Here is a 26586-nt window from a genome sequence, read left to right as displayed (position 1 = left end):
CACTTCAATTTCACATGCTATTGTGGATAATTAAAATTTTGAAATTCACACCCGCAAAACATCCATATTGGCAAATACTATTAAAAATGATGGCTTGTTTTTTCCTTTTTAACGTATCATTTGCCCATCAGACTTTTTAAAAGGAAGCAATTATGTTGCAACGGACTTTAGCCAAATCAGTAAGCGTTACCGGCGTCGGCCTGCATTCGGGCGAAAGGGTCGCTCTGACTTTGCATCCTGCCGAAGAAAACAGCGGTATTTCGTTCCGCCGTACTGATTTAAGTGGGGAAATGGGCGAAGTAATCAAATTGAATCCTTATTTGATCAACGATACCCGCCTCTCTTCAACCATCGTTACCGATAAAGGCGTACGCATCGGCACGATTGAACACATTATGTCGGCATTGTCTGCCTACGGCATTGACAATGCCTTGATTGAATTGAACGCGCCTGAAATTCCGATTATGGACGGCTCCAGCCTGCCGTTTATTTACCTTTTACAAGATGCAGGCGTGGTGGATCAAAAAGCCCAAAAACGTTTTTTGAGAATCCTCAAACCTGTTGAAATCAAAGAAACCGGAAAATGGGTACGCTTTACGCCTTATGACGGTTTTAAAGTTACTTTAACCATCGAATTTGACCATCCCGTATTCAACCGCAGCGCACCTACTTTCGAGATTGATTTTGCAGGAAAATCCTATATCAATGAGATTGCCCGCGCCCGTACCTTCGGCTTTATGCACGAAGTGGAAATGATGCGCGCCCATAATCTCGGACTGGGCGGCAATTTGAACAACGCCATCGTGATTGACGACATGGACGTTTTGAATCCGGAAGGTTTGCGCTATCCCAATGAATTTGTCCGCCACAAAATCCTGGATGCAATTGGCGATTTGTACATTGTCGGCCATCCGATTATCGGCGCATTTGAAGGTTACAAATCAGGTCATGCCATCAATAATGCACTGTTGCGTGCCGTTTTGGCAGATGAAAGCGCTTACGAATGGGTTGAGTTTGCCAATGACGAAGACTTGCCCAGCGCTTTTCACGAGCTGCCGGCAGCCTGATAGAAAATAGATAAAGCAGTCCAATGAAAAGACCGTCTGAACCTTTCAGACGGCCTAAATCATGTTGTTTTCCACAAGTAATTATCCACATATTCATCCCTTTTATCTTATTGAAAAATAGAAATATTAAAATTTAATGTTATTCTTATACACATCTTATCCATATATTTTCCCAAACTAAAAAGGCCGTCTGAAACGAAGCTGTTCAGACGGCCTTTTTCATGTCAACCGACAAAATCAATCGCCCATGACTTTGCCTTCACGGCGCGGGTCGGCGCCGCCGAGTAAACCTTCTTTGCCGATCACAATGCCTTGCACGCCGGAATTCAAATCGCGGATTTGAACTTTATAGCCCAATTTTTCCAACGCAGCTGCTTTATCCGCCGCAGCGGTTTTATCCTCGATCTCATACTGGCTGCCGCGATTAAGCATATTCGGCAGAGAGATTGCCGCCTGAATGTCCATGCCCCAGTCGATATGCGCCACCAGCGTTTTGGCAACGAAACCGATGATGCGGCTGCCACCCGGCGAACCGACTGCCATATAAGGTTTTCCGTCTTTCATCACAATGGTCGGCGCCATCGAAGAACGCGGACGTTTTCCACCAGCAACGCTATTTGCCACCGTTTTACCATCCTCTCCGACAGGATTGAAGGCAAAATCGGTTAATTCGTTGTTGAGCAGATAACCGTTTGCCATCAGCCCCGAACCGAACGCGTTTTCAATCGAAGTCGTCATCGATACAACGTTACCGTCTTTATCCACAACCACCAAATGGCTGGTGGACGGCAGCTCGACCGCCATGCCCTGCGCGTATGCTTTGCCAAACTTGCCTGCCTGAATAGTTTCCAATGCCTTGTCAGCCTTGCGGATTTCTTCGGCACGCGGTTTCAAATAAGCTTGAGAAATCATGGCACGGGTCGGAACGTTTACAAACTTGGGATCGCCGACATAATAATCACGGTCGGCAAAAGCAATCCGCGACGCATCGCCTATCCAGCGCCAACTGTGGATATTTTCCGATCCCAACGCTTTCATATCCTGATTCTGCAATACGCCCAAAATCTGCCCCAAAGCGATTGCGCCGGAACTTGGCGCGCCCATGCCGCAAACTTCATATTCACGATACGGCGCACAAACCGGCTTACGCTCGATAACTTGATAGTTTTTCAAATCCGCCATGCTGATTTTGCCAGGATTATCCACAGCACTGGTAACGGCACGAACAATATTCTGCGCCTGCATTCCCTGATAAAACGGCGCACTGCCTTTTTCCGCCAATAGACGTACGGAACGCGCAAATTCAGGGTTTTTCAACACCGTTCCCGCAGCCAAAGGTTTGCCGTCAGGCAGGAAGTAAGCGGCGGTTTGCGGATAACGTTGCAAGGGTTCCAAATTTTGCTCGATGGATTTCGCCATACGCGGAGAAACAGCAAAACCTTGTTCCGCCAAAGTAATCGGTTTCTCAAACAAACTTGCCCACGGTAATTTGCCGTAACGCTTGTGGACATCTTCGAGCAGCTTTGGAATCCCCGGCACACCGACCGAACGGCCGCCGACCACTGCTTTCATAAAGCCCATCGGTTTGCCGTTTTCGTCCAAGAAAAGCCCCGGCGTTGCCGCTTTCGGCGCCGTTTCACGGGCATCAAACGTCGTCAGCTTTTTCGCCTTATTGTCCCAATACACCAAAAACGCACCGCCGCCCAATCCGGAAGACTGCGGCTCAACCAGTCCCAAAGTTGTCTGCATGGCAATCATCGCATCTATCGCACTGCCGTCGCGCTTCAAAATTTCATAACCGGCTTCAGTTGCCAGCGGATTGGCAGACGCCGCCATATAATGTTTGGCGCGGATTAATTTCTGCTCCGTCAGACCTGTTCCTTGCTCCGGCGCATGGTTGTCCACAGATACAGAGGGCAGGGAAACTTGGGGCTTTTGAACCGGCTGTTGCGCACAAGCGGCCAAAATCAAAACGGATAACAGTTTAATACTAAAGGAAAACTTCATATGCACACCCTTATTGACATATTTTCAGACGGCCTTTTCCCAGCTTAAATAAAAGGAAATATGAAAATAGCTTGAAATAAAAAACCATTTGACTATTTCTCTAGTCAATCAGTTCCAATTGGAGAAGTATAAAACAAGCTAAGATTGTGCACAGGCAAAAAGTTACCCACAGAATGGAGCGGCAGGAAAATTTTATCCACATCTGCAAACAAGGCCGACCTTACTTTATCCTCATCAAAAAATATTAGCTAAGTATTTGAAAATTTTTTGTAATCAAAGTTATCAACAATCTGTAGCAGCACTCAATATCATCTTCTATTTATTATTTAAAATCTAAATTATAGTTTATTTTCCTAAAGGCAAAGGCCGTCTGAAACGTAAAGGCATCTTTTCAAAAAATTAAAAAGTTAAGGATTGTTAAAAACGTGTAAATCAGCTAGAGTTACGCTAGATAAAATTAATCAATAACGGAGTTTCACAAAATGAAAGGCGACATTGGCGTAATCGGCCTTGCCGTAATGGGGCAAAACCTGATTCTCAACATGAACGACAACGGCTTTAAAGTTGTCGCATACAACCGGACGACTAGCAAAGTAGATGATTTTTTAAACGGCGCAGCCAAAAATACCAATATTATCGGTGCATATTCACTGCAAGATCTGGTTAATAAATTAGAAAAACCACGCAAAATCATGATGATGGTACGCGCTGGTTCTGTTGTGGACGACTTTATCGAGCAACTTGTCCCGCTTTTGGACCAAGGCGACATTATTATTGACGGCGGCAACGCCAACTATCCCGATTCCACCCGCCGCACCCACGAGCTGGCGGCAAAAGGTATCCGCTTTATCGGTGCCGGTGTATCCGGCGGTGAAGAAGGCGCGCGTCACGGTCCTTCTATCATGCCCGGCGGCGATGAAGCCGCATGGCCTGCCGTCAAACCGATTTTCCAAGCCATCTCCGCCAAAACGCCTCAAGGCGAACCTTGCTGCGACTGGGTCGGCCGTGACGGTGCGGGCCACTTCGTCAAAATGGTGCACAACGGCATCGAATACGGCGACATGCAGTTGATTTGCGAAGCGTACCAATTCATGAAAGACGGTTTGGGCCTGTCTTATGACGAAATGCACCAAATCTTCAACGAGTGGAACAAAACCGAACTGGATTCTTATCTGGTCGAAATTACCGCCGCGATTTTGGGTTACAGAGATGAAAACGGCGAACCTTTGGTCGAAAAAATCCTCGATACCGCAGGTCAAAAAGGTACAGGTAAATGGACCGGCATCAATGCCCTCGATTTGGGTATCCCGTTGACCCTGATTTCCGAAGCCGTATTTGCACGTTGCGTGTCCGCGTTTAAAGACCAACGCACCCAAGCAAACAGCCTGTTTGGCAAAACCATTACCCCGATTGAAGGCGACAAAGCCGCATGGGTCGAAGCCCTACGCCAAGCCCTGTTGGCATCCAAAATCATTTCTTATGCACAAGGCTTTATGCTGATCCGCGAAGCCAGCGAAAACAACGATTGGGCATTGAATTACGGCAATACTGCCCTCTTGTGGCGCGAAGGCTGCATTATCCGCAGCGCGTTCTTGGGCAACATCCGCGACGCATACGAGGCCAATCCTGATTTGGTCTTCTTGGGTTCCGATCCTTATTTCAAAGGCGTATTGGAAATTTGTCTGCCTGCATGGCGTAAAGTGGTGGCCAAAGCGATTGAGTGCGGTATTCCGATGCCTTGCATGGCTTCCGCAATTACCTTCCTTGACGGCTACACTTCCGAGCGTCTGCCCGCCAACCTGCTGCAAGCCCAACGCGACTACTTCGGCGCGCACACTTACGAGCGTACCGACAAACCGCGCGGCGAGTTTTTCCATACCAACTGGACAGGCAAGGGCGGCGATACCGCTTCAACCACATACGATATTTAATTTGCCCGGGCAAACAAAAGGCCGTCTGAGTATTTCAGACGGCCTTTTTATAGGGTTATCCACAATGAAGAATGAAATGATTTAATCTACTTGATAGATAACTTTATGAAATAAATAAAGATAAATAAAGGCCGTCTGAATATTTCAGACGGCCTTTAAAATTGTTCACAACCTTATCAACAGGTTTTCCATAGATTAAACCAGATTTTGCGGATTGCCGGCCACGAAGCGGTTGATGTTATCCAAAAGGATGTCAAACAGGCGGTTTGCGGCTTCTTGGCTTGCCCATGCAATGTGTGGCGTGACGATGAGGTTGGGCAGTCGGGCTTTCAGCAGAGGGTTGCCGTCGCGCGGCGGCTCTTGTGTCAACACGTCAAAACCTGCACCGCCGATTTGGCCGTATTTCAACGCCGCAACCAAAGCGGCTTCATCGACCAAGCCGCCGCGCCCGCAGTTGATGAGGATGGCGCCGGGTTTCATTTGTTGCAATTCGGCTTCGCCTATCATGTTTGCCGTTTGCGGTGTGAGTGGACAATTAAGCGACACGACATCGGCGGAGCGGATGGCTTCGTCAAAGGAAACATAGCCGTCGCGGACGCTTTGGGCATTTTTATGTTCGGCGAACACGACATTCATTTTGAAAGCCTGAGCATAAGTTGCCAGTGTTTTACCGATATTGCCGCGACCGAAAATCGCCAGCGTTTTGCCGTTCAAATCGCGCATCGGTGCGCCGAGGTAGCAGAAAAACGGCGAGTTTTCCCACAAGCCTGCCGCAACGTCGCGCTGGTAGGCAGGCAGGTTGCGCATCAGGGTAATCATCATCATAAACGCGTGTTCCGCCACGGATTCATTGCCGTAAGCGCGGATATTGCACACTGCCGTACCATTTTGTTTGGCGGCCTCAACGTCCACATTGTTGACGCCCGTCGCGGCTAGCGCAATCAGTTTGAGCTGCGGGTTGGCGGCGATGTGTTCGGTGGAAATCACGACTTTGTTGGTAATGATGATGTCCGCACCCCGTATGCGCGCCAGCGTTTCGTGCGCTTCGGTTGTGCCGTAGCTGCTTAATGTGTGTGGAAAATCAAATTCAAACGGGCGATTGACGAGGGTATCGCGGTCGAGGACGACAATTTGGAGCGGATTCATAAAATTCCTATCAAAAATAAAATATCGATTTATAAAATCTAAATCAGGATAAAGGATTTAAAATATACGTGTTAGTTGATAATAATTATTATGTAGCTATTAAAACATCAATGTATCAGGAAAACAGCATGATTAAAACCATTACATTTGCTATTTTGCATTTCAGCGTCGCATTTAGTGTCGCCTATATTCTGACCGGCAGTATCGGCGTTTCCAGCGCGGTGGCTTTGGTCGAACCCATCGTCAATACCGTCGTCTTTTATTTTCATGAAAAAGCGTGGAACCGCTACGAGAAAAACAAATCCGAAAAGCAAAAATTGTGGGTGCCTCTGCATCAGTGCGGCTAAAGTTTCAGACGGCCTTTTGCTTGGTTAAAACCGATTATGGTTTTTCGGTTCGTCCATTGCCATCAAAATGCCAAACCCTAAAATAGAGTAAGACTTTACGAAGGCTTCATTAAGGTAAAAATGCTAAAATACGCTATTCTTGCAAACCCATTCAGACGGCCTCAATGCTCACCGATTTAGAAAAAAACGCCATCCGCGACCATTACCAAAACATTGGCAAAAACCTGCCCGGTTTCCGTCCGCGCGCTTCGCAGCGGGAAATGATTGCGGCGATTGCCAACGCTTTTTCGCGGACGTTGACGCGTGAAGAAGGCGAAGAAGCGCCCAAACGCGAGGGTGAGAGCATTGCCGTGATCGAAGGGCCGACCGGTGTGGGTAAATCGTTGGCCTACCTTTTGGCCGGCGGCATCATGGCGCAAACGCGCGGCAAATGGTTGATCGTCAGCAGTGCGACGGTGGCTTTGCAGGAGCAGTTGGTTGACCGCGATTTGCCGTTTCTGGTCGAAAAAAGCGGTTTGGAGCTGACCTTTGCGCTTGCCAAGGGACGCGGCCGTTATCTTTGCCCCTACAAACTCTATCAACTGACGCAAAACAATGCCCAGCAAAACCTGCTTGGTTTTGAAGCGCCGGAAGTGTTGTGGGACAGCAAACCCAAGCCTGAAGAATTGAACCTGCTGCGCGACATTGCCGATGAATTTTCCGCCCGCCGCTTTAATGGCGACCGCGACACTTGGCCGGAAAAAATCGATGACACGATTTGGCTCAAAGTGACCAACGACCGCCACGGCTGCCTGAAATCCGCCTGTCCCAACCGTCCGGAATGCCCGTTTTACCTGGCACGCGATGTCTTGGAAACCGTCGATGTCGTCGTTGCCAATCACGATCTTCTGCTTGCCGACATCAGTATGGGCGGCGGCGTGATTCTGCCTGCGCCTGAAAACAGTTTCTATTGCATAGACGAAGCGCACCACCTGTCCAAAAAAGCCCTCAGCCGCTTTGCCGCCGAACATTCATGGAATATTGCCGTTTGGACGCTGGAAAAACTGCCGCAGCTTACCGGCAAAATTGCCGCGCTGACCGATAAAGCCGAACTTGCCAACCTTGCTGACGAAGCTGCCACATCCTTGCTCGATAGCCTGCATGAATGGCAGTTCCATTTGGCGGAAGAGCCGTCTTTAAGTCTGGGGTCGTCTGAAAACGACAGGCGGAAACACAACGAACCGACTTGGCTGTGGGAAGACGGCAAAATCCCCGAAGGCCTGGAAACCACAGTTTCCAATACGGCCATTGCTGCGCGCAGCCTGCTCAAACACGTTATCGGCCTGAACGATGCGCTTTCCGCCGCGCGCCGCGAAAAAGAGCAGGACGGCGCGCTCCTCGACCGTCTGACCAGCGAGTTCGGCCTTTTTATCGCCCGTATCGAACAAATCAGCGCGGTTTGGGATTTGCTCTCCACCGTTCCCATTGAAGGCGAAGAGCCGTTGGCGAAATGGATAACCCGCCGTGCCGACGACAAAAACGACTACATTTTCAACGCCAGCCCCATCAGCAGCGCATCCCACCTTGCCAACAGCCTGTGGCGGCACGCGGCAGGCGCAGTGTTGACTTCGGCCACCCTGCAATCGCTCGGCAGCTTCAACCTGATTTTGCGCCAAACAGGCCTATTATGGTTGCCCGAAACCACCACGCTTGCATTGGAAAGCCCGTTTAATTTCGATGCGCAAGGCGAGCTGTATATTCCGCCGGTTCAAGCCAGCCCCAAAGACCCTGATGCGCATACGGCCGCCATTGTCGAATGGTTGCCGAAGCTGGTTTCGCCGGTTGAAGCCATCGGTACGCTGGTGTTGTTTTCCTCGCGCAAGCAAATGCAGGATGTCGCCTTACGACTGCCTGACGAATACTTACCGCTTCTGCTTGTGCAGGGCGAGTTGCCCAAGGCCGTTCTTTTACAAAGGCACCATCAAGCTATTGCCGAAGGTAAAGCCAGCATTATTTTCGGCCTCGACAGTTTTGCCGAAGGCCTCGACCTGCCCGGTACGGCCTGCGTGCAAGTCATTATTGCCAAGCTGCCGTTTGCGATGCCGGACAATCCCATCGAGAAAACCCAAAACCGTTGGATTGAACAACGCGGCGGCAATCCTTTTATCGAAATTACGGTGCCCGAAGCCAGCATCAAACTGATCCAAGCTGTCGGCCGCCTTATCCGTACCGAACAGGATTACGGCCGCGTGACCATCCTCGACAACCGCGTCAAAACGCAACGCTACGGCCAACAATTATTGGCTTGTCTGCCGCCGTTTAAGCGGATAGGGTAGTTGTGGATAATTCAAAGGCAGAGGCCGTCTGAAATCAAATGTTCAGACGGCCTTTTATTCTTTTCAAACTATAAATCCAATTTCATGACGGATACGGTTTCCCCGTTGTGCCAAGTCTGCGTGATTTCTTTCCAGCCGAACTTTTCATACACGGCTTGCACATCCGGCGTATAGAGAAACAGATGCGGCAAACCCAGTTCGCGTGCTTTATCCAGACAAAACGAAACCAGCTGCCTGCCTACGCCCAAACCGCGAAATTGCGGCAAAACGAACACATCGCCCAGCCAATATTCGTGTTCGGGAAAACACGCCATATCAAACCGCTTTAATGCTGCCGAACCCATCAGCCGCCCTTCATTATTCACAGCCGCAAACGCCAGCGGCAAGTTATCCCCATCAAGGCACTGCGCGTAATACGCACGGATTTTGTCCAGAGACGACCACGGCGCAAAATCGTGCCACTCCTCAAACAGCGCGAGGGCTAAAGGCTCGACAAATTCAGGCTTCAGACGGCATATGTTCATATCGGGTCCTTTTGTTGTACCGCGTAGGGATTATTTTTGCAGTATAGGCCGTCTGAAAGGTTAACACATCTTAAAAAATCAGCGTAAAACACGATAAACCCGCCGCCAGTCCCATTCAAATCACTTATAATTCTGCCGTACCGCACACAAACAAAAGAAGAACATCATGGCCAAGAAATTTCCCATTTTCCCGAAAAATCCCGAGCGTATCTGCTGGGGTTGCGACAAATATTGCAAAGAGGACGATTTGCAATGCGGCAACGGTTGCGAGCGTATCCAACATCCCATCGAGTTGGACGGCCGCGACTGGTATAAAAAAGGCGACTGGAGCAATTTGTTGAGCGAAGAGCAGCAAATTGAACTTGGACTGAAAGAAGCGCCCAAGCCGGCCAAACCGCATATCAAACTGCCTTTGAAAAATAAAACAGCTTAAACGGTATGCCGTAAATAAACGAAATAAAAAGGCCGTCTGAAACCTGAAAAACAGGATTTCAGACGGCCTTTGTGCTGTCGGATTATGCCTTCACATAATGCACAAACGCGTATTCGATGCCTTTGGCGGAAACATGGTTTTCCCAAGAAGCTTCTTGCCATGTTTCTGTGGAAAACTCAGGAAAAAACGCATCGCCGTCCACATCCAAACCGACTTCGGTCAAACGCAAATCCGTGGCAATCGGCAGGGCTTGTGCATAAATTTGCGCGCCGCCCATGATGATGACTTCTTCAACCCCCTGACACAAAGCCAGCGCATCTTCCAAAGAGGCCGCCGTTTGCGCGCCTTCGGCCTGATAATCTTGGCGGGTGATGACGATATTTTGACGGCCGGGCAGCGGTTTGCGCGGCAGCGACTCCCATGTTTTGCGGCCCATAATGACGGGTTTGCCGTTAGTGTAGGATTTGAAAAAGGCAAAATCCTCGGGCAAATGCCAAGGCATGGTGTTGTTGATGCCGATACAGCGGCGGGCGGCATAGGCGGCGATAAGGGTGATTTTAGGCATAATGAAATCCGTTTGCAAAATAGAATGATTATAGCGGAAGGGAGGCGGGAAGGACTGAATGCCCGATATTATAAAAATGTTTCAACATTTATAAAATCAATATTCAAAATACTTAATTTTGACAAAAATCATTTATTGTTCATTTTTTTAGGTATATGATAAATATCATATCAAATAAAAAAGGAAAGGAAAAAATGATGAGAACCCTCTGTATTTCTGCTTTGACTGCCTCCCTGTCTTTGATGTTGACTGCCTGCGGCGGCGCAACAAGCGGCTTGTCGAATGCCGTGACCGAGCCGCTCAATCCGCATCCGAAAGGCGTGTTGTCCGTTGAATTGAACGAATCCGTCCCTGAAAACGGTACGTTGGAGCTGACCGCCAACGGTAAAACGCAAACCCTGCAAAAAGGCGGCAAACTCGATACCGGCTTTTTGAAAACCGATAAAGTATCTTCTTACGACTACGCCCAAAAAATCAAGGTAAACGGCCAAGTCATCACTTTGGAAACGGGCGACTTCCAAGTGTATAAACAAAATTATTCCACTGTTGCCGCGCGTTACGCCAAACAAAAAGCCGATGATGCAGGCAAGCTGCAAAACCTCGATACATACACATTCACCGTCGGCGAAGTCCAAGGCGATGAAACAGCGTATCGCAATTTGCCCAAACAAGGCAGCTATCAGTATTCGGGTATCGCGTTTAACGGCGATGACCGCAGCGGCCGTCTGAAATACACCGTCGATTTCGATAAAAAACAAGGTTACGGCAAAATCAGCAGCATGGCTTCCCACAATAATGTTGACCTGCTTGCCGCAGGCATTGCCAATAACAATGGCAAAGCCGCCATCAGCGGTAAAACCAGTTTGAATGGCGTGGAAAACGGCCGTTATGATTTGAAGCTCTTCGGACCGCAGGCTGAAGAAATTGCCGGTAAGGCGCAAATCAAAGTTGGCGATTCCACTAAAGAAATCGGTTTGGCCGGCAAGAAAGAATAGGAAACAAGGCCGTCTGAAAGGTTCAGACGGCCTTTTCGTGACAAAAAAAGCAACGGCTCAAACCGTTGCTTTTTTTCATGCCAACCTCAATTACAGGCTGCCCAAGATAATGCGCAATACGCGGCGCAACGGTTCGGCAGCGCCCCACAAGAGTTGGTCGCCGACAGTGAACGCGCTGATGTATTCGCCGCCCATCTCCAGTTTGCGGATACGGCCGACAGGAACAGACAGTGTGCCGGTAACTTTGGCAGGCGTCAGCTCGTGCATGCTGGCTTCTTTTTCGTTGGGGATAACTTTCACCCAATCGTTTGCGCCTGCCAAGATGGCTTCGATTTCAGAAACAGGCAGGTCTTTTTTCAGCTTCAGGGTGAGGGCTTGGCTGTGGCAGCGCATAGAGCCGATGCGCACGCACAAGCCGTCGATTACGGTCGGATTGTCGCTGCGGCCGAGGATTTTGTTGGTTTCTACGCCGCCCTTCCATTCTTCTTTGGACTGGCCGTTGCCCAAGTCCACGTCAATCCACGGAATCAGGCTGCCGGCGAGCGGTACGCCGAAGTTGGCTTTCGGATAGTCTTCGCTGCGCAGGAAATCGGACACTTTGCGGTCGATATCGAGAATCGCGCTGGAAGGATCGGCAAGCTCGTCTGCCACTTTGGCGTGAATCGCGCCCATGCCGCTGATGAGTTCGCGCATGTTTTTCGCACCCGCGCCGGAAGCGGCTTGGTAGGTCATGCTGGTTGCCCATTCAACCAAATCGTTTTGGAACAGGCCGCCCAAAGCCATCAACATCAGGGAAACGGTACAGTTGCCGCCGATGTAGTTTTTCACGCCGTTTTTGAGGCCGTTGTCGATGACGTTGCGGTTAACAGGGTCGAGGACGATGATGGCATCATCTTTCATGCGCAGGGAAGAAGCCGCGTCAACCCAGTAGCCGTTCCAGCCGCTGTCGCGCAGGGGTTGGAAGACGGATTTGGTGTAATCGCCACCCTGACAGGTAACGATGATGTCCATTTTTGCCAATTCGGCAACATCGTTGGCATCCAACAATGTTTTGGCTGCCTGACCGAAATCAGGGGCAGCGCCGCCGACGTTGGAAGTGGTAAAGAAAAACGCTTCGGGAATGTGGGCGAAGTCGTTTTCTTCTTTCATACGCTGCATCAAAACAGAGCCGACCATACCGCGCCAGCCGACAAAACCTACTTTCATGTGTTACTCCTTACAAAGAAAATCCGGATAAGTTTATAGTGCATTAACAAAAATCGGAACGGCATCGCCTGCCGTTTTGTTCAGACTTTTGTTAACCCACTATAAAAAAGGGGAAAACAAACGTTTTAACGCCGTCTGCGGAAAATGTAAAGGTTTTTATCGAAATTTTTTAGAATGATGGAAAAATAGGTTAAGATGGCAATGAAATTGCATCTCATTAAATAGCACAGAGGAAGATTAAATGAGCGAAATCAATTTGTCGGATTTGCCTAAAACAGAAATAGTAGATGTCCATATTGCTTCGCCGGGGGCGAGGGTTGCGGCATATTTGTTGAATAATCTGTTTACTTTTTTGATATGGTTGCCATTCATCGTGATGGTAGTTTTCACTTTAGATGAAAGCAAAAAATTAGTTTCGGAATCTTCTCTTTTTAATACCCCTGAATATTTTGCCATAACATTTTTTATTTCTTTGGCTGTTTATTTGGTTTTTGGTATTGTCCAACTGTATTACATGAGCCGGGACGGTCAGTCTTTAGGTAAAAAAATTATGGGCATCCGGGTGTTAAAAAATGACGGAAGCAATCCGGGCTTTGAAGGAACGGTTTTAATCCGCGAAGTTGTCTGGGCGCTTGCTGTTGGTGTTGTGGTAACTATTGTATCGTTGGCAATAAGTGACACGGGTGGAAACCTGATTTCTCTGCTTATAGCCTTCATTAACTTCATCATGCTCTTCTCCGTCAAACGCGACCGCCGCACGCTCTACGATATGCTGGCCGATACGGTTGTCGTCAAATTGCCGCCGCGCCGATAAATGGCTTTTTTGTGTTAAAATCAGCACTTTCCAACATAGGCCGTCTGAAAAATAGCTTTCAGACGGCCTTTCGACACGCTATTGATTCCATGAAAAAACATCTGTACCGCATCACGCTCGTCAGTATTGCCGCAGCCATTCTTGCCGCCTGTCCGAGCAAAAGCATTAAAAACCTCCCCGAAACCGACACCAGCGTTATCAAAGGCCCTGACCGCCCCACCGGTACGCCCGATCCCATCGGTACGACAGTGAGTGGGGGAGGAGCAAACTATACCGTAGTTTCCTACAACGAATTGCCGCACTGGGATCTCCAACACTTTACCAAAAGCCTGCAGTCTTTCCGTTTAGGCTGTGAAAAACTTAAAAACCGCCAAGGCTGGCAGGACGTTTGTATCCAAGCCATGCAAACACCGGTGCACCATTTCCAAGCCAAACACTTCTTTGAACGCTATTTCACCGCATGGCGCGTCGATAACGGCGGCAATCCTGCCGGCACCATTACCGGCTATTACGAACCGGTCCTGCACGGCGACGACAAAGCCACAAGCCAATCCCGTTTCCCGATTTACGGCATTCCGAACGATTTTGTTTCCGTTCCGCTGGCTGCAAACTTGAGGGGCAGCAAAGCCACCGTCCGCATCCGCCAAACCGGCCCAAACAGCGGCGTCATCGACAACAGCGGCACATACACGGCCGACTTGTCCAGATTCCCGATTACAGCACGCAGCACTGCGCTGAAAGGCCGTTTTGAAGGCAGCCGTTTTGTTCCTTACCACACCCGCAGCCAAATCAACGGCGGCGCGCTTAACGGCAAAGCGCCGATTTTGGGTTATGCAGATGATCCGGTCGAACTTTTCTTTATGCACATTCAAGGTTCAGGCCGTCTGAAAACACCGTCCGGCAAATACATCCGCGTCGGATTTGCCGATAAAAACGAACATCCGTATGTTTCCATCGGCCGCTATATGGCGGACAAAGGCTATCTGCCGCTGGGTCAGACCAGCATGCAGGGCATCAAGGCCTATATGAAGCAAAACCCCGGCCGTCTTGCCGAAGTTTTGGGACAAAACCCAAGCTACGTCTTCTTCCGCGAGCTGACCGGCAGCAGTGATTCAGGCCCGGTGGGCGCATTGGGTACGCCGTTGATGGGCGAATACGCCGGTGCCATCGACCGTCACTACATCACGCTTGGCGCACCATTATTTGTCGCCACTGCCCATCCGATCACCAAAAAAGCCCTCAACCGCTTAATTATGGCGCAAGATACCGGCAGCGCGATTAAAGGCGCAGTCCGTGTGGATTATTTCTGGGGCTATGGCGACGAAGCAGGCGAAGTGGCCGGTAAAATGAAAACCACCGGCTATGTATGGCAGCTCCTGCCCAACGGCATGAAACCGGAATACCGTCCATAAACAGCGGTTTAAAAAAGGCCGTCTGAAACCAAGATTCAGGTTTCAGACGGCCTTTTTATTTCTATAAAAATGCGGCAGGTTTTTAAAACCTGCCGCGGTATGGGGACATACAGCTCGGACGGTAAGCCGGGTTCTGTCGCGGACAGTCATTCCTCTAGGCACATCATTGCTGGTGTGCTCAAGCAACCTACCCGAACGCTCGGCGAGCAGCGTCATCGCGTTCTGTTTGGTCTTGCTCCGAATGGGGTTTAGCCTGCTGCGCTTTGTTACCAAATGCACGGTGCGCTCTTACCGCACCTTTTCACCCTTACCTGTTTTGCCCGAAGGCAATCATCGGCGGTATTGCTTTCTGTTCCACTTTCCGTCGCGTTGCCGCGCCCGGCCGTTAGCCGGCATTCTGCTCTGTGGAGCCCGGACTTTCCTCCCCGTATGCCTTACGCGATACGCGGCGACTGTCTGTCCGACCTGTATGAGGTGCGGATTATAACACAGCCGCCATAGGGTTCAGACGGCCTAAATATTTATTTTTTCTTTTTAAATGCTATTTCGGTCAAACCCAATTCCTGTGCTTTTTTGCGGACTGCGGATTCGGGCATTTCGCGTGCCAGGCGGCTGGTGCAGTATTCGGTCATGGTGGTGGCGCAGGCTTTGAAGTTGCCGGTAAAGTCGCTGGCGGCACTCAAAAACGGGATGAGGCGGCCGGCCATGATTTCTTCGGCCGGTGCGTCTGTTTGGGCGGATACACGTCCGGACTCGACCGCCGAGAAAATTTGTTCGGTAAAGCGTCGGGCGAAGTTTTCTTCTGTTTGGCAGTCTTGGAATACGGTGTTTTCATGTTGGCAGACAAAGGTAACTTCGCCTTGAGTTTCTTGCAGCGGTTCGGCCAAATCGAGTTTGAGGGTTTGCTTGTCGGTTTGCAGCCAGGCGGTGCGGCCTTGGGTTTTGATGATTTTGCCGTAAACGCCGATGGCATCGTTTTGGGGGATGTTTTTCTGTTCGGCAAGTTGTTGGGCCGAGAATAAGGGGGCTTGTTCGGCAAATGCGCCGCCGGTTTCGTGTTTGAAGTAGGTGGCGAGGTCTTGTTTGATGAGGGCTTGGGTCAGCAGTTTTTCGCCTTCGGTCAGGCGGTGTGCAAAGCCGTGTGTTTTGGGGTCGGATGCGGCATCCGTGGTCTTGGTGTCCGGTGTGCAGGCGCTCAGGAGTAAAAGCAGGGGAAGGATGTATTTCATGGTTGGTCTCTCAACAGGTCGTCTGAACCTATGGTTTCAAACGGTCAGCGTTGTTTATCGATAACGATAAACCCGGCGGGGATAAACGGGATAGGCTGGGTAATTGCGGACGGGTTCGCTGTCTTGATAGATGACAGTCGTCCCGGGCGGGGCGTTGATGCTCACGGTTTTGTTGACGGTGGTTTGCGAGTGGACGGGCAGGTCTAAGACGGCGGTGCGCCCATACGGAGTCTCGGTATAGACGCACGCGCTTAAGAAACAAGGCGGCACTCAGGACGGCGGTTTTCATGTTTCAGACGGCCTTATTTAAGCAGGTTTTTCAAGGCCAGGCGCACGCCTTCGCCGACTTCCGTGCCTTTGGGAATGCCTTTGGTGGCGGCTTTGGCTTCGCGTTCGTTATAACCGAGGGCAAGCAGGGTGTTGATGATGTCTTGGCTTTCGTCGGCAACGGCATCAGGGGCAAACAGGCCGTCTGAAACGGTATGGGATACGAGTTTGCCGCGCAGTTCCAATACCATGCGTTCGGCGGTTTTCTTGCCGATGCCGGGGGCGGAGGAGAGGCGTTTCACGTCTTCTTCGGCGATGGCTTGCGCCAGCTCGTCGGCATTCATGGCCGATAAAATGCCCAATGCGGTTTTGGCACCGATGCCGCTGACTTTGACCAGTTGGCGGAAGGTGGCGCGTTCCTCGGCTGAGGCGAAACCAAACAGCAAATGCGCGTCTTCGCGGACGACAAGCTGAGTGTAGAGATGGACGGTTTCGCCAACGGAGGGCAGGTTGTAGACAGTCTGCATGGAAACGTCGGCTTCATAACCGACGCCGTTGACGTCGATAACGACCTGCGGCGGATTTTTCTCAATCAATTTGCCTGTGAGCCTGCTGATCATGGTGTTCCCCTGTGATTAAAAAAGGCCGTCTGAAACCTTGCAATCGGGTTTCAGACGGCCTTGTATTGTATCAAACTTCAGCGGTAACGCGGACGAAATCAGATGGCGGATGCCAGGTTCAGATGACGGGCGCGTTCGCCTGCTTCAGCGGCACGTTCTTGGCTGCTGAACGGACCCATTTTGACAACGTATTCGTAGTTGCGTTTTTCAAGCATGACTTTGCTGTCTGACGGCAGGCTTTGTGCGGCTTGGTTCAAATAAGCCTGCGCTTCGCGTTGGGTACCGAAGGATTTCAAATCAACAAAAAATTCTTTGTTGTTTGGGGAAATAATGGTTTGAGCGGCGGTTTGGCCGGGGATGATTTGCTCAACTTTGACGTTGGCTGTGCCTTGGTTGATGAAACCCAATTGTTGGGCGGCGGCTTTGGAAACATCGATGACGCGGTTGCCGTGGAAAGGGCCGCGGTCGTTGACACGGACGATGACGCTTTTGCCGTTTTGCATATTGGTCACGCGTGCGTAGCTGGGAATAGGGAGGGTTTTGTGGGCGGCGGAGAGGGCGTTCATATTGTAACGCTCGCCACTGGAAGTTTTACGGCCGTGGAATTGGTTGCCGTACCATGAGGCTTTGCCGGTTTGGCTGAAAGAGGAAACTTGGGTCAGCGGCGTGTAGCGTTTGCCGGCAACTTTGTAACTGCGGTTGGCAGAAGGATGCAGTTTTTCGACTCGGACCACGCTGTCGGCGACGGCGGCATTGATGGAAAGGACGCCGATGGTGGCGGCGGCTAAGGAAAGGAGGGTTTTTTTGGTAAAAGTCAAAACGGGTTCCGTTCTTGAGTTGATAACGCAGCGGTTTCAGACGGCCTGCTATACGCCGCCGGCAAAACCGTTTTGCCGCCATGCTTCAAATAAAATCACGGCGACAGTATTGGAAAGATTCATGCTCCTGCTGTCGGGCATCATCGGCAGGCGGATTTTTTGTCCGGCAGGCAGGCTGTCGAGAACTTCGGCAGGCAGGCCGCGCGTTTCGGGACCAAACAGCAACACGTCGCCTTCGCGGAAGGAAACTTCGTCGGGGCGGGTAGAGCCTTTGGTGGTCAGCGCGAAAATACGGCGGCCTTTGAGTGCCTTGAGGCAGTCTTCGAAATTCTCATGTACCGTCAGTTTGGCAAACTCGTGATAATCCAAGCCCGCACGCTTCATTTTGGACGAATCCAAAGGGAAACCAAGCGGCTTGACCAAGTGCAAATCGGCACCGGTATTGGCGCACAGGCGGATGATATTGCCCGTATTGGGCGGGATTTCGGGTTGGTACAAAACTATGGTAAACATATAAATCAATCACTTATAGAGTGGCATAATGCCGAAATGTTCCATGGGTGTCAAAAACTTTAAGCTATTTTTTCATTGGCGGCCGCGCCAAGCTCCAGCAAAAAATCTTACCTGCGCCTGATTTTTTCAGCGTTTTCGCCAATTCGTTTAAAGTCGAGCCGGTGGTGAAGACATCATCAATTAACAGAATATTACACGCCTTTGGCAATTCGGCTTTGATTTTAAATGCATTCTTGATATTTCGCCGACGTTCGTCGCTTTTCAGCGTACTTTGCGGCTCGCCATGCCGTCTGAAAACCGCGTGGCGCGGCAGCAGCGTCCAGCCGTAGCGTTTCGCCAAAATATCCGTCAACGCCTCGCTTTGGTTGAATCCGCGCTTGAGCCGCCGCTCTTTGCTCAAAGGCATGGGCAGGACGAAATCGAAATGTTCCGTCGCCAGCCAGTCCGGTGCGTTTTGGCTCATCAAATCCGCCAACGGACGGCTCATGCCCAAATCGGCCAAGTGTTTCAGCTCGCGTATCATGCTGCTGACGGGCGGTTCGTAATACAGCGAGGCCCACATTCTATCAAATGCGGGCGGCTTTTTCTGACAACTGCCGCACACTGTCCCGCCCGCGATATGGCGGAAACACAAAGGGCAGCTTTGTGCCGCGTCGATAAAATATTCCGTCAAATCGTTTGCGCAGCCTCGGCAAAGGCCGTCTGAAACGGAATCGTGGCATAATACGCAACGTCGCGCATTGAGCTGTTTCAAACTGCGCCACCAAGAAAGAACATTCATGCCACACTCCGCCAAAAAAGTTTATCTGATACACGGTTGGGCGGCGAACCGCCATGTATTCGACGATTTGATACCGCGCCTGCCTGCCGATTGGGACGTCCGCGCGCTTGATTTGCCCGGACACGGCGATGCGCCTTTTGCCGAACCGTTTGATATTGCCGCCGTTGCCGAAGCCTTTGCCGGACAAATCGACACGCCGGCACACATTCTCGGCTGGTCGCTGGGTGGACTGGTTGCCCTGTATCTGACCGCGCTTTATCCCGACAAAATCCAATCGCTCTGTCTGACGGCAAGTTTTGCCCGATTGACTGCCGATACGGATTATCCCGAAGGCTTGGCGCAACCTGCCTTGGGCAAGATGGTCGGCGCATTCCAGCAGGATTATGCCAAACATATTAAACAGTTTCTACAACTGCAACTGCTGCACACGCCGCATTCGGGCGAAATCTTAAACCGGGTATTGCCTGATTTGGCGCGCTGCGGCACGCCTTCCGCCTTACAGGCCGCGCTTGAAGCGGTCAACCATGCCGATGCGCGTCCGCTGTTGCCGCTTATTCAAACGCCGTCATTGCTGGTGTTTGGACAGAAAGACGCCATCACGCCGCCACGCATGGGCGAATATTTACACCGCCATTTGAGCAACAGCGAGCTGGTCCTTATCGACAAAGCCGCCCACGCGCCCTTTTTAAGCCATGCCGACGAATTTGCTGAAACCTACCGCAACTTTGTCGAAAAGGCCGTCTGAAAAAGACTTCAACCATAAAAACAGAATATTGTCGGGCAAAGCCCGCTGACACGACCCACCATGACCGAACAAGACAAACGCTGGCAGATTCACCGCCATCTCGCCCAAGACACCGACGAGCGCCTGCAGCTGGTCCGCAATGCACCCAAACGCATCATGCTGATTGGTGCCGATGCCGACATCAGCCGCAGCCTGCTGGCCGCGCGTTATCCCGACGCCGTGTTTGAAGAATACGATCCGAATGCCGACTTTTTGAAAACCGCCGCCGTCGCGCGCAAAGGCGGTTTCTGGCAGAAGCTGACGGGGAAAACCATTCCGCAGCATTGCCAAGCACTGACCGCGCCGTTGCCCGAAGCTGCCGCCGATATGTTGTGGGCCAACCTCAGCCTCAGCCGCGCCGACGATATTTTGCCGGTATTGAAAAACTGGGCCGCTGCTTTGAAAACCGACGGATTATTGTTTTTCACGCACTTTGGCCGCGACAGTCTGACCGAGCTGACAGGCCGTCTGAACCATGAAGGCATCGAATGCGAAGCGCCCACGCTGATTGATATGCACGACTTGGGCGATATGCTCGCCGACAACGGCTTTTACGATCCGGTAACCGACACGGCCAAGCTTGAGTTGAGCTATAAAAAAGCCGGGACGTTTTGGCAGGACATGGAAACCTTGGGATTGTGGAACGCGTTGAAGTTCAGCAATCCGCAAGCGGCCAAGGAATGTGTGGATAAGATTTTTGCCAACGAAGGCCGTCTGAACATCACGCTTGAAACCGTGTACGGCCATGCCGTGAAGAAATTGGTGTTGCCGCAAGGGGAGAATGTGGTGCAGTTTTTCCCGAAACGGCAGGGCTAGTTTGGCGGTTGTGCCGGTAAGGTTTACACCGCGATTGCGTATTGTGGAATGCAGTTTGGCGTTTGTATTGATTGCCTGCGCTGTTTAATATGTATGAAAAAGGCCGTCTGAAAAGTTTTCAGACGGCCTTTTATTTGATTCCAAATTAAGCCTGTTTGGCAGCCCATTCGGCCGGAGTGGCGGCAACGGAAATCGACAGCGCGTGCAATTCGTTGCTTTCGAGTTGCGGCTTGAGGCCGTCTTTAATCAGGCGGTGGCGGGCGAGGCGGGCTTTGCCTTCAAATGAGGAGGAAACGATTACGGCGAAGAAGTGATGGCCGTCGCCTTCGACTTCGACGTGTTCGCAAGGGGTAACGCCTTCAATCAGGGTTTTGACTTGTTCGGGTAAAAGCATGGGGGTTCCTTGGGAAATGGTTTGCTTGTAAAAGAGGGCATTATACCGAATCTTGATAAAAACAGGCCGTCTGAAAAACCAAACTTCGAGTTTCAGACGGCCTCGGTCTTTTGAAGCGTCAAATGCTTATTCGTACACTTTCAGCAGCTCGACTTCAAAAATCAAGGTTGCGTGCGGAGGAATCACGCCGCCGGCACCGTGTGCGCCGTAGCCCATTTCGGAAGGAATGGTCAGCTTGCGTTTGCCGCCTTCTTTCATGCCGCCGAAGCCTTCGTCCCAACCTTTAATCACTTGGCCGACGCCCAGGGTGATGGTCAGCGGTTGACGGCGGTCGAGGCTGGAGTCGAATTTGGTACCGTCTTCCAACCAGCCGGTGTAATGTACGGTGATTTCTTTGCCTTTGACGGCTTCTTTGCCGTGGCCTTCTTGCAAGTCTTCAATAATCAGGCTCATGATGTTCCTTTCGGATGTATGGTGAAAATCGGCTCAAGATTACCATATTGTGCGCAATCGTGAAACAAAGCTGCCCATATGGCCGGCAGCAAAAAGGCCGTCTGAAACGGATTTTCAGACGGCCTTGTTTTATGCTAACCCTTATTTGTTGTCAGGTTGGGATTTGACATCGTGGGAGACGGGCAGCTCAGGCATGGTTCGGGCAGACTCCGGAACATTGCCGGAAAGGGCTTTCAAGAAGGCAACGATGTTTTCAGTGTCTTCCGGAGCCAGGGTTTTACCCAATTGAGCTTTCGCCATGATGTTGACGGCTTTATCCAATTCCCAAACGCTGCCGTTGTGGAAGTATGGATAGGTACGTTCAACGTTTCTCAAGCCGGGAACACGGAAGAAGAATTCGTCTTCGGCTTTTTTGGTTACGTCCGCACGGCCTTTGTCGTGTTTAGGATCGTCGATGTGTTTCCAGTAAGGACCATCCACCAAACCGAATTTTTGGAACATGGTACCGCCCAAGTTGACGCCGTTGTGACAAGCGATACAGCCGTTGTCCATAAATGCGCGTACGCCTTTGCGTTCTTGTTCGCTCAGGGCAGATACGTTGCCTTTCAGGTAGTCGTCCCAACGGGTCGGAGTCAGCAGGGTACGTTCAAACGCGCCCAATGCAGTGGTGATGTTTTTAAAGGAAACCGCGCCGTCTTCAGGGAATGCGGCTTTGAATTTTTCTTGGTATTCAGGGATACCGGCGATTTTGGCGGCGGCATCGGCTTCGGTAGCGTTGGCCATTTCAACCGGGTTGAGCAATGGGCCGCCGGCTTGTTCTTCCACATCGGCTGCACGGCCGTCCCAGAATTGGCTGCCCAACAAGGCGGCATTCAGGGCAGTTGGGGAGTTACGGCCGCCGGAATTGGCTTTTGTGACCCGCGCTGGTCGGCATGTTGTCTACGCCGGCAGTTGCCAAGTTGTGGCAAGAGTTACAGCTGACGGTGTTGCCTTTGGACAGGCGGTTTTCGTACCAAAGTTGTTGGCCGAGTTTGACCTGTTCTTCGGTAAACGGACGAACTTTTTGCATTTCGGCTAAGTCAGGCAAAGGTTTGAACGTAGCTTGCGCGCGTTCCAACAGGGCTTTGTCTTCGGCAGAAACATCGGCAGAATTTTGAGGGGCCGAAACAGCGGCGGTGCTTGCGGCAGCATCGGCACCGCTCGCGGCAGAAGCTGCTTGAGGGGTTTCGGTTGTTTGAGCCGTTTTCTCGCCGCAGGCGGTCAGCGCGGCAGAAACGGCCAAAGCCAAAGCGATTTGGTGGAGTTTTAAACGTGGCATAGGAGGGTTCCTTTGTTATGCGTTTGTTATGTCATGGATTGCTGATTGCACCAGCAATATGCCAACTATAAAAGATAAGGCGGTTTTAATTTTTGTTGTAAATCAACCTTTTAAATTTGATAAATTTTGAAAATATCACTGATAGGGAAATTTATACTATGGAACTTTTTTATTATTTATTTACAATTACTTAGATAAATTAAGGCCGTCTGAAAAAATAAAATTCAGACGGCCTTTTAGTTTTTATTGATTACGTTCGTTATTTTCTTTTAAAAAATCTTAATAAATATAGGGTTATTAAAAAATAAAAATAATTTGCATTATTAAACATAAAGCGTTATAAATGCGTTAACAAATGAACGTTTCACTTTAGAGTTTTTATGCTGATTGCTTTATTGATTATGCTGCGCGAGGGCATCGAAGCCGCCCTGATCGTCGGCATTGTTGCCAGTTTTTTGAAACAGTCGGGACACAGCGAGCTGATGCCGAAGGTTTGGCTGGGCGTGTTTTTGGCTTCGGTCATGTGTTTGGGTATTGGTTACGGCATTCATTCCGCTACTGGCGAGATTCCGCAAAAAGAACAGGAATTGGTGGTCGGCGTCATCGGCCTGGTGGCCGTGGCCATGCTGACGTACATGATTTTGTGGATGAAAAAGGCCGCACGTTCGATGAAACAGCATCTTCAGGATTCTGTTCAGTCGGCCTTGAACCGCGGCAGCGGCCAGGGTTGGGCCTTGGTCGGCATGGCGTTTTTGGCTGTGGCGCGTGAAGGGTTGGAGAGCGTGTTTTTCCTGCTGGCCGTGTTCCAGCAAAGCCCGACATGGTCTATGCCGATAGGCGCGGTGTTGGGGCTGTTGGTGGCGGTTGTCATCGGTACGCTGATTTATCAGGGCGGTATGCGCCTGAACTTGGCGAAGTTTTTCCGTTGGACGGGCGCGTTTCTGATTGTGGTGGCGGCCGGTCTGTTGGCCGGTTCGTTTCGTGCGCTGCATGAGGCCGGCGTATGGAATGTGATGCAGGATATTGCTTTCGACACATCGAAATATTTGCATGAAGACAGCCCTTTAGGGGTGCTGCTCGGCGGTTTCTTCGGCTATACCGACCACCCGACCGAAGGCGAAGTCCTGATTTGGCTGCTGTATCTGGTTCCCGTCATGATTTGGTTTTTGCGCGGCAGCGCACCGGCAAAAACGTTAACTAAATAAAAAGGAATGAAAATGAAAAAATTCAATCTGACTGCTTTGTCCGTAATGTTGGCTCTGGGTTTGACCGCGTGTCAGCCGCCTGAAGCCGAAAAAGCCGCGCCTGCCGCTTCAGGCGCATCCGCTGCCGCCAATGCCGACGGTTCGGTCAATATCGGCGTGAACGATACTGCTTGTGAACCAATGGAATTGACCGTCCCCAGCGGCCAAGTCGTGTTTAACATTAAAAACGACAGCGGCCGCAAGCTGGAATGGGAAATTCTGAAAGGCGTGATGGTGGTGGACGAGCGTGAAAACATCGCTCCGGGTTTATCCGACAAAATGACCGTTACCCTGCTGCCGGGCGAATACGAAATGACTTGCGGCCTGTTGACCAATCCGCGCGGTAAGCTGATTGTTACCGACAGCGGCTTCAAAGACACGGCCAACGAAGCCGATTTGGAAAAACTGGCGCAACCTCTGGCCGACTATAAAGCTTATGTTCAGGCGGAAGCCAAAGAGTTGGTCGCTAAAACCAAAGTCTTTACCGAAGCCGTCAAAGCAGGCGACATCGAAAAAGCGAAATCCCTGTTTGCCGCCACCCGCTTCCACTACGAACGTATCGAACCGATTGCCGAGCTTTTCAGCGAACTCGACCCCGTCATCGATGCGCGTGAAGACGACTTCAAAGACGGTGCGAAAGATGCCGGATTTACCGGCTTCCACCGTATCGAACACGCCCTTTGGGTAGAAAAAGACGTATCCGGCGTGAAGGAAATTGCAGCGAAACTGATGACCGATGTTGAAGCCCTGCAAAAAGAAATCGACGCATTGGCATTCCCTCCAGGCAAAGTGGTCGGCGGCGCGTCCGAACTGATTGAAGAAGTGGCCGGCAGCAAAATCAGCGGCGAAGAAGACCGTTACAGCCATACCGACTTGAGCGACTTCCAAGCCAATGTGGAAGGCTCCAAAAAAATCGTTGATTTGTTCCGTCCGCTGATCGAAGCCAAAGACAAAGCGTTGTTGGAAAAAACCGATGCCAACTTCAAACAGGTTGAAGACATTTTGGCGAAATACAAAACCCCGAACGGTTTCGAGCCGTATGACAAACTGAGCGAAGAAGATCGCAAAGCCCTGCAGGCGCCGATTAATGCCTTGGCAGAAGATTTGGCCAAACTGCGTGGCATTTTGGGTTTGAAATAAGATAACGCGTTTTCAGACGGCCTTTGGATATTGAAAGGCCGTCTGAATCTTATTGACGTCCACACAAAATATGCTTGAAAACCGACCTTACTTCACACGATTGCAATCTTTCCGTTCCCTGCCAAGGAGCAGACCATGAGCCAAAACAAGCAACCGGCACAACCCGAAAAACGAACCCTTTTCAAAACTGCCCTTGCCGCCGGCGCCATCGGCGTTGCCGGTTATTTTGCCGGTAAAAAACAAGGCGAAGCCGCCGCCGAGACCCAAAACAACCAACATTCCGAGCTGGCCTATCCGTGTTATGGCGAGCATCAGGCAGGCATTGTCACGCCACACCAGCTCTTCGGCATCATGTGTGCCTTTGACGTTACCGCCAAAGACGCCAAACAACTTGAAAACCTGTTCCGCGCCCTGACCGCCCGCATCGAATTCCTCACCCAAGGCGGCGAATACCAAGATGGCGATGACAAGCTCCCGCCTGCGGGCAGCGGCATCCTCGGCAAACAATTCCGTCCCGACGGGCTGACGGTTACCGTCGGTGTCGGCAGCAGCCTCTTTGACGACCGCTTCGGCCTCAAAGACAAAAAGCCGAAACACCTGCAGGAAATGCGCGACTTCCCCAACGACAAACTCCAAAAATCTTGGTGCGACGGCGACCTCAGCCTGCAAATTTGCGCGTTTTCCCCCGAAACCTGCCAAGCCGCCCTGCGCGACATCATCAAAAACACCGCCCAGTTTGCCGTGATCCGCTGGAGCATAGACGGTTGGCTCCCTAAAGCCGAACCCGGCGCCATTGCCGCGCGCAATCTTTTAGGTTTCCGCGACGGCTCAGGCAATCCCAAAGTCGAAGATCCCAAAGTCGCCGATCAAGTCCTGTGGACGGGCGTTGCCGCCAACAGCTTGGATGAACCGGCATGGGCGAAAAACGGCAGCTATCAGGCCGTCCGCCTTATCCGCCACTTTGTCGAGTTTTGGGATCGCACCCCGATGCAGGAACAAACCGATATTTTCGGCCGGCGCAAATACAGCGGCGCACCCATGGACGGTAAAAAAGAGGGCGATACCGCCGATTTCGCCAAAGACCCCGACGGCAAAATTACGCCCAAAGACAGCCATATGCGCCTTGCCAATCCGCGCGATCCGGAGTTCATGAAAAAACACCTGCTCTACCGCCGCGCCTTCAATTACTCGCGCGGCCTCGCCGCCAACGGCCAGCTCGATGTCGGCTTGGTGTTCATCTGCTATCAGGCCAACCTTGCCGACGGCTTCATCTTCGTGCAAAACCTGCTCAACGGCGAACCGCTGGAGGAATACATCAGCCCGTTTGGCGGCGGCTATTTCTTCGTCCTGCCGGGTGTCGAAAAAGGCAGCTTCCTCGGCAAAGAGCTTTTGGGCGTATAAATCCGCCGATGGTTTGAATAGATAATAAAAGGCCGTCTGAAAACTG

General features: G+C 51.0%; 26 protein-coding genes, 1 other RNA gene and 1 pseudogene. 13 read left to right on the top strand and 15 right to left on the bottom strand.

What is annotated here, in order from left to right:
• The first annotated feature begins 152 nt into the window (after positions 1-152).
• Complete coding sequence (gene lpxC, locus HMPREF2952_RS02220; RefSeq protein WP_049335675.1) at positions 153-1067, top strand: UDP-3-O-acyl-N-acetylglucosamine deacetylase; 915 nt, start codon at positions 153-155, stop codon at positions 1065-1067.
• Positions 1068-1304: 237 nt separating this feature from the next.
• On the opposite strand, the gene ggt is transcribed toward lpxC, so the two are convergent.
• The gene (gene ggt, locus HMPREF2952_RS02215) at positions 1305-3074 is read right to left on the bottom strand and encodes a gamma-glutamyltransferase (RefSeq protein WP_049335672.1); all 1770 of its coding nucleotides are present in this window, start codon (positions 3072-3074) and stop codon (positions 1305-1307) included.
• A gap of 482 nt (positions 3075-3556) precedes the next feature.
• Between ggt and gnd the strand changes: the two genes are divergently transcribed.
• Entirely contained in the window at positions 3557-5005 is a 1449-nt protein-coding gene (gnd, locus tag HMPREF2952_RS02210) for a decarboxylating NADP(+)-dependent phosphogluconate dehydrogenase (RefSeq protein ID WP_004519195.1), read from the top strand.
• A 195-nt stretch (positions 5006-5200) separates the two neighbouring features.
• On the opposite strand, the gene HMPREF2952_RS02205 is transcribed toward gnd, so the two are convergent.
• Positions 5201-6151: a D-2-hydroxyacid dehydrogenase gene (locus HMPREF2952_RS02205; protein ID WP_070695232.1), complete on the bottom strand. Its 951-nt coding sequence runs from the start codon at positions 6149-6151 to the stop codon at positions 5201-5203.
• A 128-nt stretch (positions 6152-6279) separates the two neighbouring features.
• Here HMPREF2952_RS02205 and HMPREF2952_RS02200 point away from each other — a divergent pair, with 128 nt between their 5' ends.
• A complete protein-coding gene (locus HMPREF2952_RS02200; protein ID WP_070826381.1) occupies positions 6280-6498 on the top strand; it encodes a DUF2061 domain-containing protein in 219 nt (72 codons plus the stop codon).
• 164 nt (positions 6499-6662) lie between these two features.
• Entirely contained in the window at positions 6663-8813 is a 2151-nt protein-coding gene (gene dinG, locus HMPREF2952_RS02195; protein ID WP_049335670.1) for an ATP-dependent DNA helicase DinG, read from the top strand.
• Between the two features lie 68 nt (positions 8814-8881).
• On the opposite strand, the gene HMPREF2952_RS02190 is transcribed toward dinG, so the two are convergent.
• A complete protein-coding gene (locus HMPREF2952_RS02190; RefSeq protein WP_049335668.1) occupies positions 8882-9337 on the bottom strand; it encodes a GNAT family N-acetyltransferase in 456 nt (151 codons plus the stop codon).
• Positions 9338-9503: 166 nt separating this feature from the next.
• On the opposite strand from HMPREF2952_RS02190, the gene HMPREF2952_RS02185 reads away from it, so the two are divergent.
• On the top strand, positions 9504-9770 hold the full coding sequence (locus HMPREF2952_RS02185; RefSeq protein ID WP_003686685.1) for a DUF3079 domain-containing protein: 267 nt from the start codon (positions 9504-9506) through the stop codon (positions 9768-9770).
• Between the two features lie 82 nt (positions 9771-9852).
• On the opposite strand, the gene HMPREF2952_RS02180 is transcribed toward HMPREF2952_RS02185, so the two are convergent.
• The gene (locus HMPREF2952_RS02180; protein ID WP_049335666.1) at positions 9853-10335 is read right to left on the bottom strand and encodes a dihydrofolate reductase; all 483 of its coding nucleotides are present in this window, start codon (positions 10333-10335) and stop codon (positions 9853-9855) included.
• Positions 10336-10532: 197 nt separating this feature from the next.
• Between HMPREF2952_RS02180 and HMPREF2952_RS02175 the strand changes: the two genes are divergently transcribed.
• A complete protein-coding gene (locus tag HMPREF2952_RS02175) occupies positions 10533-11330 on the top strand; it encodes a factor H-binding protein (protein ID WP_070695231.1) in 798 nt (265 codons plus the stop codon).
• A gap of 90 nt (positions 11331-11420) precedes the next feature.
• Here the strand turns inward: HMPREF2952_RS02175 and asd are convergent, their stop codons facing one another.
• Positions 11421-12536, bottom strand: coding sequence for an aspartate-semialdehyde dehydrogenase (gene asd, locus HMPREF2952_RS02170; RefSeq protein ID WP_070695230.1), 1116 nt, complete (start codon positions 12534-12536; stop codon positions 11421-11423).
• Between the two features lie 241 nt (positions 12537-12777).
• Between asd and HMPREF2952_RS02165 the strand changes: the two genes are divergently transcribed.
• The gene (locus HMPREF2952_RS02165) at positions 12778-13350 is read left to right on the top strand and encodes an RDD family protein (RefSeq protein ID WP_004519205.1); all 573 of its coding nucleotides are present in this window, start codon (positions 12778-12780) and stop codon (positions 13348-13350) included.
• An 89-nt stretch (positions 13351-13439) separates the two neighbouring features.
• Positions 13440-14762, top strand: coding sequence for a murein transglycosylase A (locus HMPREF2952_RS02160; protein ID WP_004519206.1), 1323 nt, complete (start codon positions 13440-13442; stop codon positions 14760-14762).
• A 106-nt stretch (positions 14763-14868) separates the two neighbouring features.
• Here HMPREF2952_RS02160 and rnpB read toward each other — a convergent pair.
• From rnpB to HMPREF2952_RS02130, 7 genes are all read right to left on the bottom strand, one after another.
• Positions 14869-15230: RNase P RNA component class A (gene rnpB / locus HMPREF2952_RS02155), an RNA gene on the bottom strand.
• Between the two features lie 53 nt (positions 15231-15283).
• Positions 15284-15991, bottom strand: coding sequence for a hypothetical protein (locus HMPREF2952_RS02150; protein ID WP_070695229.1), 708 nt, complete (start codon positions 15989-15991; stop codon positions 15284-15286).
• 54 nt (positions 15992-16045) lie between these two features.
• Positions 16046-16261, bottom strand: coding sequence for a methionine-binding protein (locus tag HMPREF2952_RS10845; protein WP_083314041.1), 216 nt, complete (start codon positions 16259-16261; stop codon positions 16046-16048).
• A 32-nt stretch (positions 16262-16293) separates the two neighbouring features.
• The gene (gene ruvA, locus HMPREF2952_RS02145) at positions 16294-16878 is read right to left on the bottom strand and encodes a Holliday junction branch migration protein RuvA (protein ID WP_070695228.1); all 585 of its coding nucleotides are present in this window, start codon (positions 16876-16878) and stop codon (positions 16294-16296) included.
• Between the two features lie 98 nt (positions 16879-16976).
• Entirely contained in the window at positions 16977-17696 is a 720-nt protein-coding gene (locus tag HMPREF2952_RS02140) for a septal ring lytic transglycosylase RlpA family protein (protein ID WP_070695227.1), read from the bottom strand.
• Positions 17697-17744: 48 nt separating this feature from the next.
• Positions 17745-18209: a tRNA (uridine(34)/cytosine(34)/5-carboxymethylaminomethyluridine(34)-2'-O)-methyltransferase TrmL gene (gene trmL / locus HMPREF2952_RS02135; RefSeq protein ID WP_070695226.1), complete on the bottom strand. Its 465-nt coding sequence runs from the start codon at positions 18207-18209 to the stop codon at positions 17745-17747.
• A gap of 64 nt (positions 18210-18273) precedes the next feature.
• Positions 18274-18990, bottom strand: a complete 717-nt coding sequence (locus HMPREF2952_RS02130; protein ID WP_070695225.1) for a ComF family protein — start codon at positions 18988-18990, stop codon at positions 18274-18276.
• On the opposite strand from HMPREF2952_RS02130, the gene bioH reads away from it, so the two are divergent.
• Both bioH and HMPREF2952_RS02120 read left to right on the top strand, forming a co-directional pair.
• Positions 18989-19735 carry a pimeloyl-ACP methyl ester esterase BioH gene (bioH, locus tag HMPREF2952_RS02125; RefSeq protein WP_049329346.1) on the top strand — a complete coding sequence of 249 codons (747 nt, stop codon included), beginning with the start codon at positions 18989-18991 and terminating at the stop codon, positions 19733-19735. The genes HMPREF2952_RS02130 and bioH overlap by 2 nt on opposite strands.
• Positions 19736-19795: 60 nt before the next feature.
• Positions 19796-20590, top strand: coding sequence for a class I SAM-dependent methyltransferase (locus HMPREF2952_RS02120; RefSeq protein ID WP_070695224.1), 795 nt, complete (start codon positions 19796-19798; stop codon positions 20588-20590).
• A 145-nt stretch (positions 20591-20735) separates the two neighbouring features.
• Here HMPREF2952_RS02120 and HMPREF2952_RS02115 read toward each other — a convergent pair whose 3' ends face one another.
• The 3 genes and pseudogenes from HMPREF2952_RS02115 to HMPREF2952_RS02105 all read right to left on the bottom strand — a co-directional run bounded on the left by HMPREF2952_RS02115 (position 20736) and on the right by HMPREF2952_RS02105 (position 22755).
• Positions 20736-20984 (bottom strand): BolA family protein, encoded by a 249-nt coding sequence (locus tag HMPREF2952_RS02115; protein WP_003686612.1) that lies wholly within the window; start codon positions 20982-20984, stop codon positions 20736-20738.
• A 126-nt stretch (positions 20985-21110) separates the two neighbouring features.
• Positions 21111-21440 carry an FKBP-type peptidyl-prolyl cis-trans isomerase gene (locus tag HMPREF2952_RS02110; protein ID WP_094192864.1) on the bottom strand — a complete coding sequence of 110 codons (330 nt, stop codon included), beginning with the start codon at positions 21438-21440 and terminating at the stop codon, positions 21111-21113.
• A gap of 138 nt (positions 21441-21578) precedes the next feature.
• Positions 21579-22755: pseudogene (locus tag HMPREF2952_RS02105) on the bottom strand (cytochrome-c peroxidase).
• A 380-nt stretch (positions 22756-23135) separates the two neighbouring features.
• On the opposite strand from HMPREF2952_RS02105, the gene efeU reads away from it, so the two are divergent.
• The 3 genes from efeU to efeB all read left to right on the top strand — a co-directional run bounded on the left by efeU (position 23136) and on the right by efeB (position 26540).
• On the top strand, positions 23136-23960 hold the full coding sequence (gene efeU, locus HMPREF2952_RS02100) for an iron uptake transporter permease EfeU (RefSeq protein WP_049322979.1): 825 nt from the start codon (positions 23136-23138) through the stop codon (positions 23958-23960).
• Positions 23961-23972: 12 nt separating this feature from the next.
• A complete protein-coding gene (gene efeO / locus HMPREF2952_RS02095) occupies positions 23973-25139 on the top strand; it encodes an iron uptake system protein EfeO (protein WP_070695223.1) in 1167 nt (388 codons plus the stop codon).
• Between the two features lie 135 nt (positions 25140-25274).
• The gene (gene efeB, locus HMPREF2952_RS02090; RefSeq protein WP_049344915.1) at positions 25275-26540 is read left to right on the top strand and encodes an iron uptake transporter deferrochelatase/peroxidase subunit; all 1266 of its coding nucleotides are present in this window, start codon (positions 25275-25277) and stop codon (positions 26538-26540) included.
• Positions 26541-26586: the final 46 nt, after the last annotated feature.

The sequence above is a fragment of the Neisseria sp. HMSC068C12 genome (genome assembly GCF_001814095.1).
GTDB classification, from domain to species: Bacteria; Pseudomonadota; Gammaproteobacteria; order Burkholderiales; family Neisseriaceae; genus Neisseria; species Neisseria perflava.
The sequence above is the reverse complement of the archived record's forward strand: the minus strand, read 5'-3'. Positions and strand labels throughout refer to the sequence as shown.

Coding starts and splice junctions, on each gene's coding strand:
- HMPREF2952_RS02165 (WP_004519205.1), top strand. CDS start 12,778: ATGAGCGAAATCAATTTGTCGGATTTGCCTAAAACAGAAATAGTAGAT.
- trmL (WP_070695226.1), bottom strand. CDS start 18,209: ATGTTTACCATAGTTTTGTACCAACCCGAAATCCCGCCCAATACGGGC.
- efeB (WP_049344915.1), top strand. CDS start 25,275: ATGAGCCAAAACAAGCAACCGGCACAACCCGAAAAACGAACCCTTTTC.
- efeO (WP_070695223.1), top strand. CDS start 23,973: ATGAAAAAATTCAATCTGACTGCTTTGTCCGTAATGTTGGCTCTGGGT.
- bioH (WP_049329346.1), top strand. CDS start 18,989: ATGCCACACTCCGCCAAAAAAGTTTATCTGATACACGGTTGGGCGGCG.
- HMPREF2952_RS02150 (WP_070695229.1), bottom strand. CDS start 15,991: ATGAAATACATCCTTCCCCTGCTTTTACTCCTGAGCGCCTGCACACCG.
- dinG (WP_049335670.1), top strand. CDS start 6,663: ATGCTCACCGATTTAGAAAAAAACGCCATCCGCGACCATTACCAAAAC.
- HMPREF2952_RS02115 (WP_003686612.1), bottom strand. CDS start 20,984: ATGCTTTTACCCGAACAAGTCAAAACCCTGATTGAAGGCGTTACCCCT.
- HMPREF2952_RS02205 (WP_070695232.1), bottom strand. CDS start 6,151: ATGAATCCGCTCCAAATTGTCGTCCTCGACCGCGATACCCTCGTCAAT.
- HMPREF2952_RS02120 (WP_070695224.1), top strand. CDS start 19,796: ATGACCGAACAAGACAAACGCTGGCAGATTCACCGCCATCTCGCCCAA.
- gnd (WP_004519195.1), top strand. CDS start 3,557: ATGAAAGGCGACATTGGCGTAATCGGCCTTGCCGTAATGGGGCAAAAC.
- ggt (WP_049335672.1), bottom strand. CDS start 3,074: ATGAAGTTTTCCTTTAGTATTAAACTGTTATCCGTTTTGATTTTGGCC.
- HMPREF2952_RS02200 (WP_070826381.1), top strand. CDS start 6,280: ATGATTAAAACCATTACATTTGCTATTTTGCATTTCAGCGTCGCATTT.
- lpxC (WP_049335675.1), top strand. CDS start 153: ATGTTGCAACGGACTTTAGCCAAATCAGTAAGCGTTACCGGCGTCGGC.
- HMPREF2952_RS02175 (WP_070695231.1), top strand. CDS start 10,533: ATGAGAACCCTCTGTATTTCTGCTTTGACTGCCTCCCTGTCTTTGATG.
- HMPREF2952_RS02190 (WP_049335668.1), bottom strand. CDS start 9,337: ATGAACATATGCCGTCTGAAGCCTGAATTTGTCGAGCCTTTAGCCCTC.
- HMPREF2952_RS02130 (WP_070695225.1), bottom strand. CDS start 18,990: ATGAATGTTCTTTCTTGGTGGCGCAGTTTGAAACAGCTCAATGCGCGA.
- ruvA (WP_070695228.1), bottom strand. CDS start 16,878: ATGATCAGCAGGCTCACAGGCAAATTGATTGAGAAAAATCCGCCGCAG.
- efeU (WP_049322979.1), top strand. CDS start 23,136: ATGCTGATTGCTTTATTGATTATGCTGCGCGAGGGCATCGAAGCCGCC.
- HMPREF2952_RS02185 (WP_003686685.1), top strand. CDS start 9,504: ATGGCCAAGAAATTTCCCATTTTCCCGAAAAATCCCGAGCGTATCTGC.
- HMPREF2952_RS02160 (WP_004519206.1), top strand. CDS start 13,440: ATGAAAAAACATCTGTACCGCATCACGCTCGTCAGTATTGCCGCAGCC.
- asd (WP_070695230.1), bottom strand. CDS start 12,536: ATGAAAGTAGGTTTTGTCGGCTGGCGCGGTATGGTCGGCTCTGTTTTG.
- HMPREF2952_RS02180 (WP_049335666.1), bottom strand. CDS start 10,335: ATGCCTAAAATCACCCTTATCGCCGCCTATGCCGCCCGCCGCTGTATC.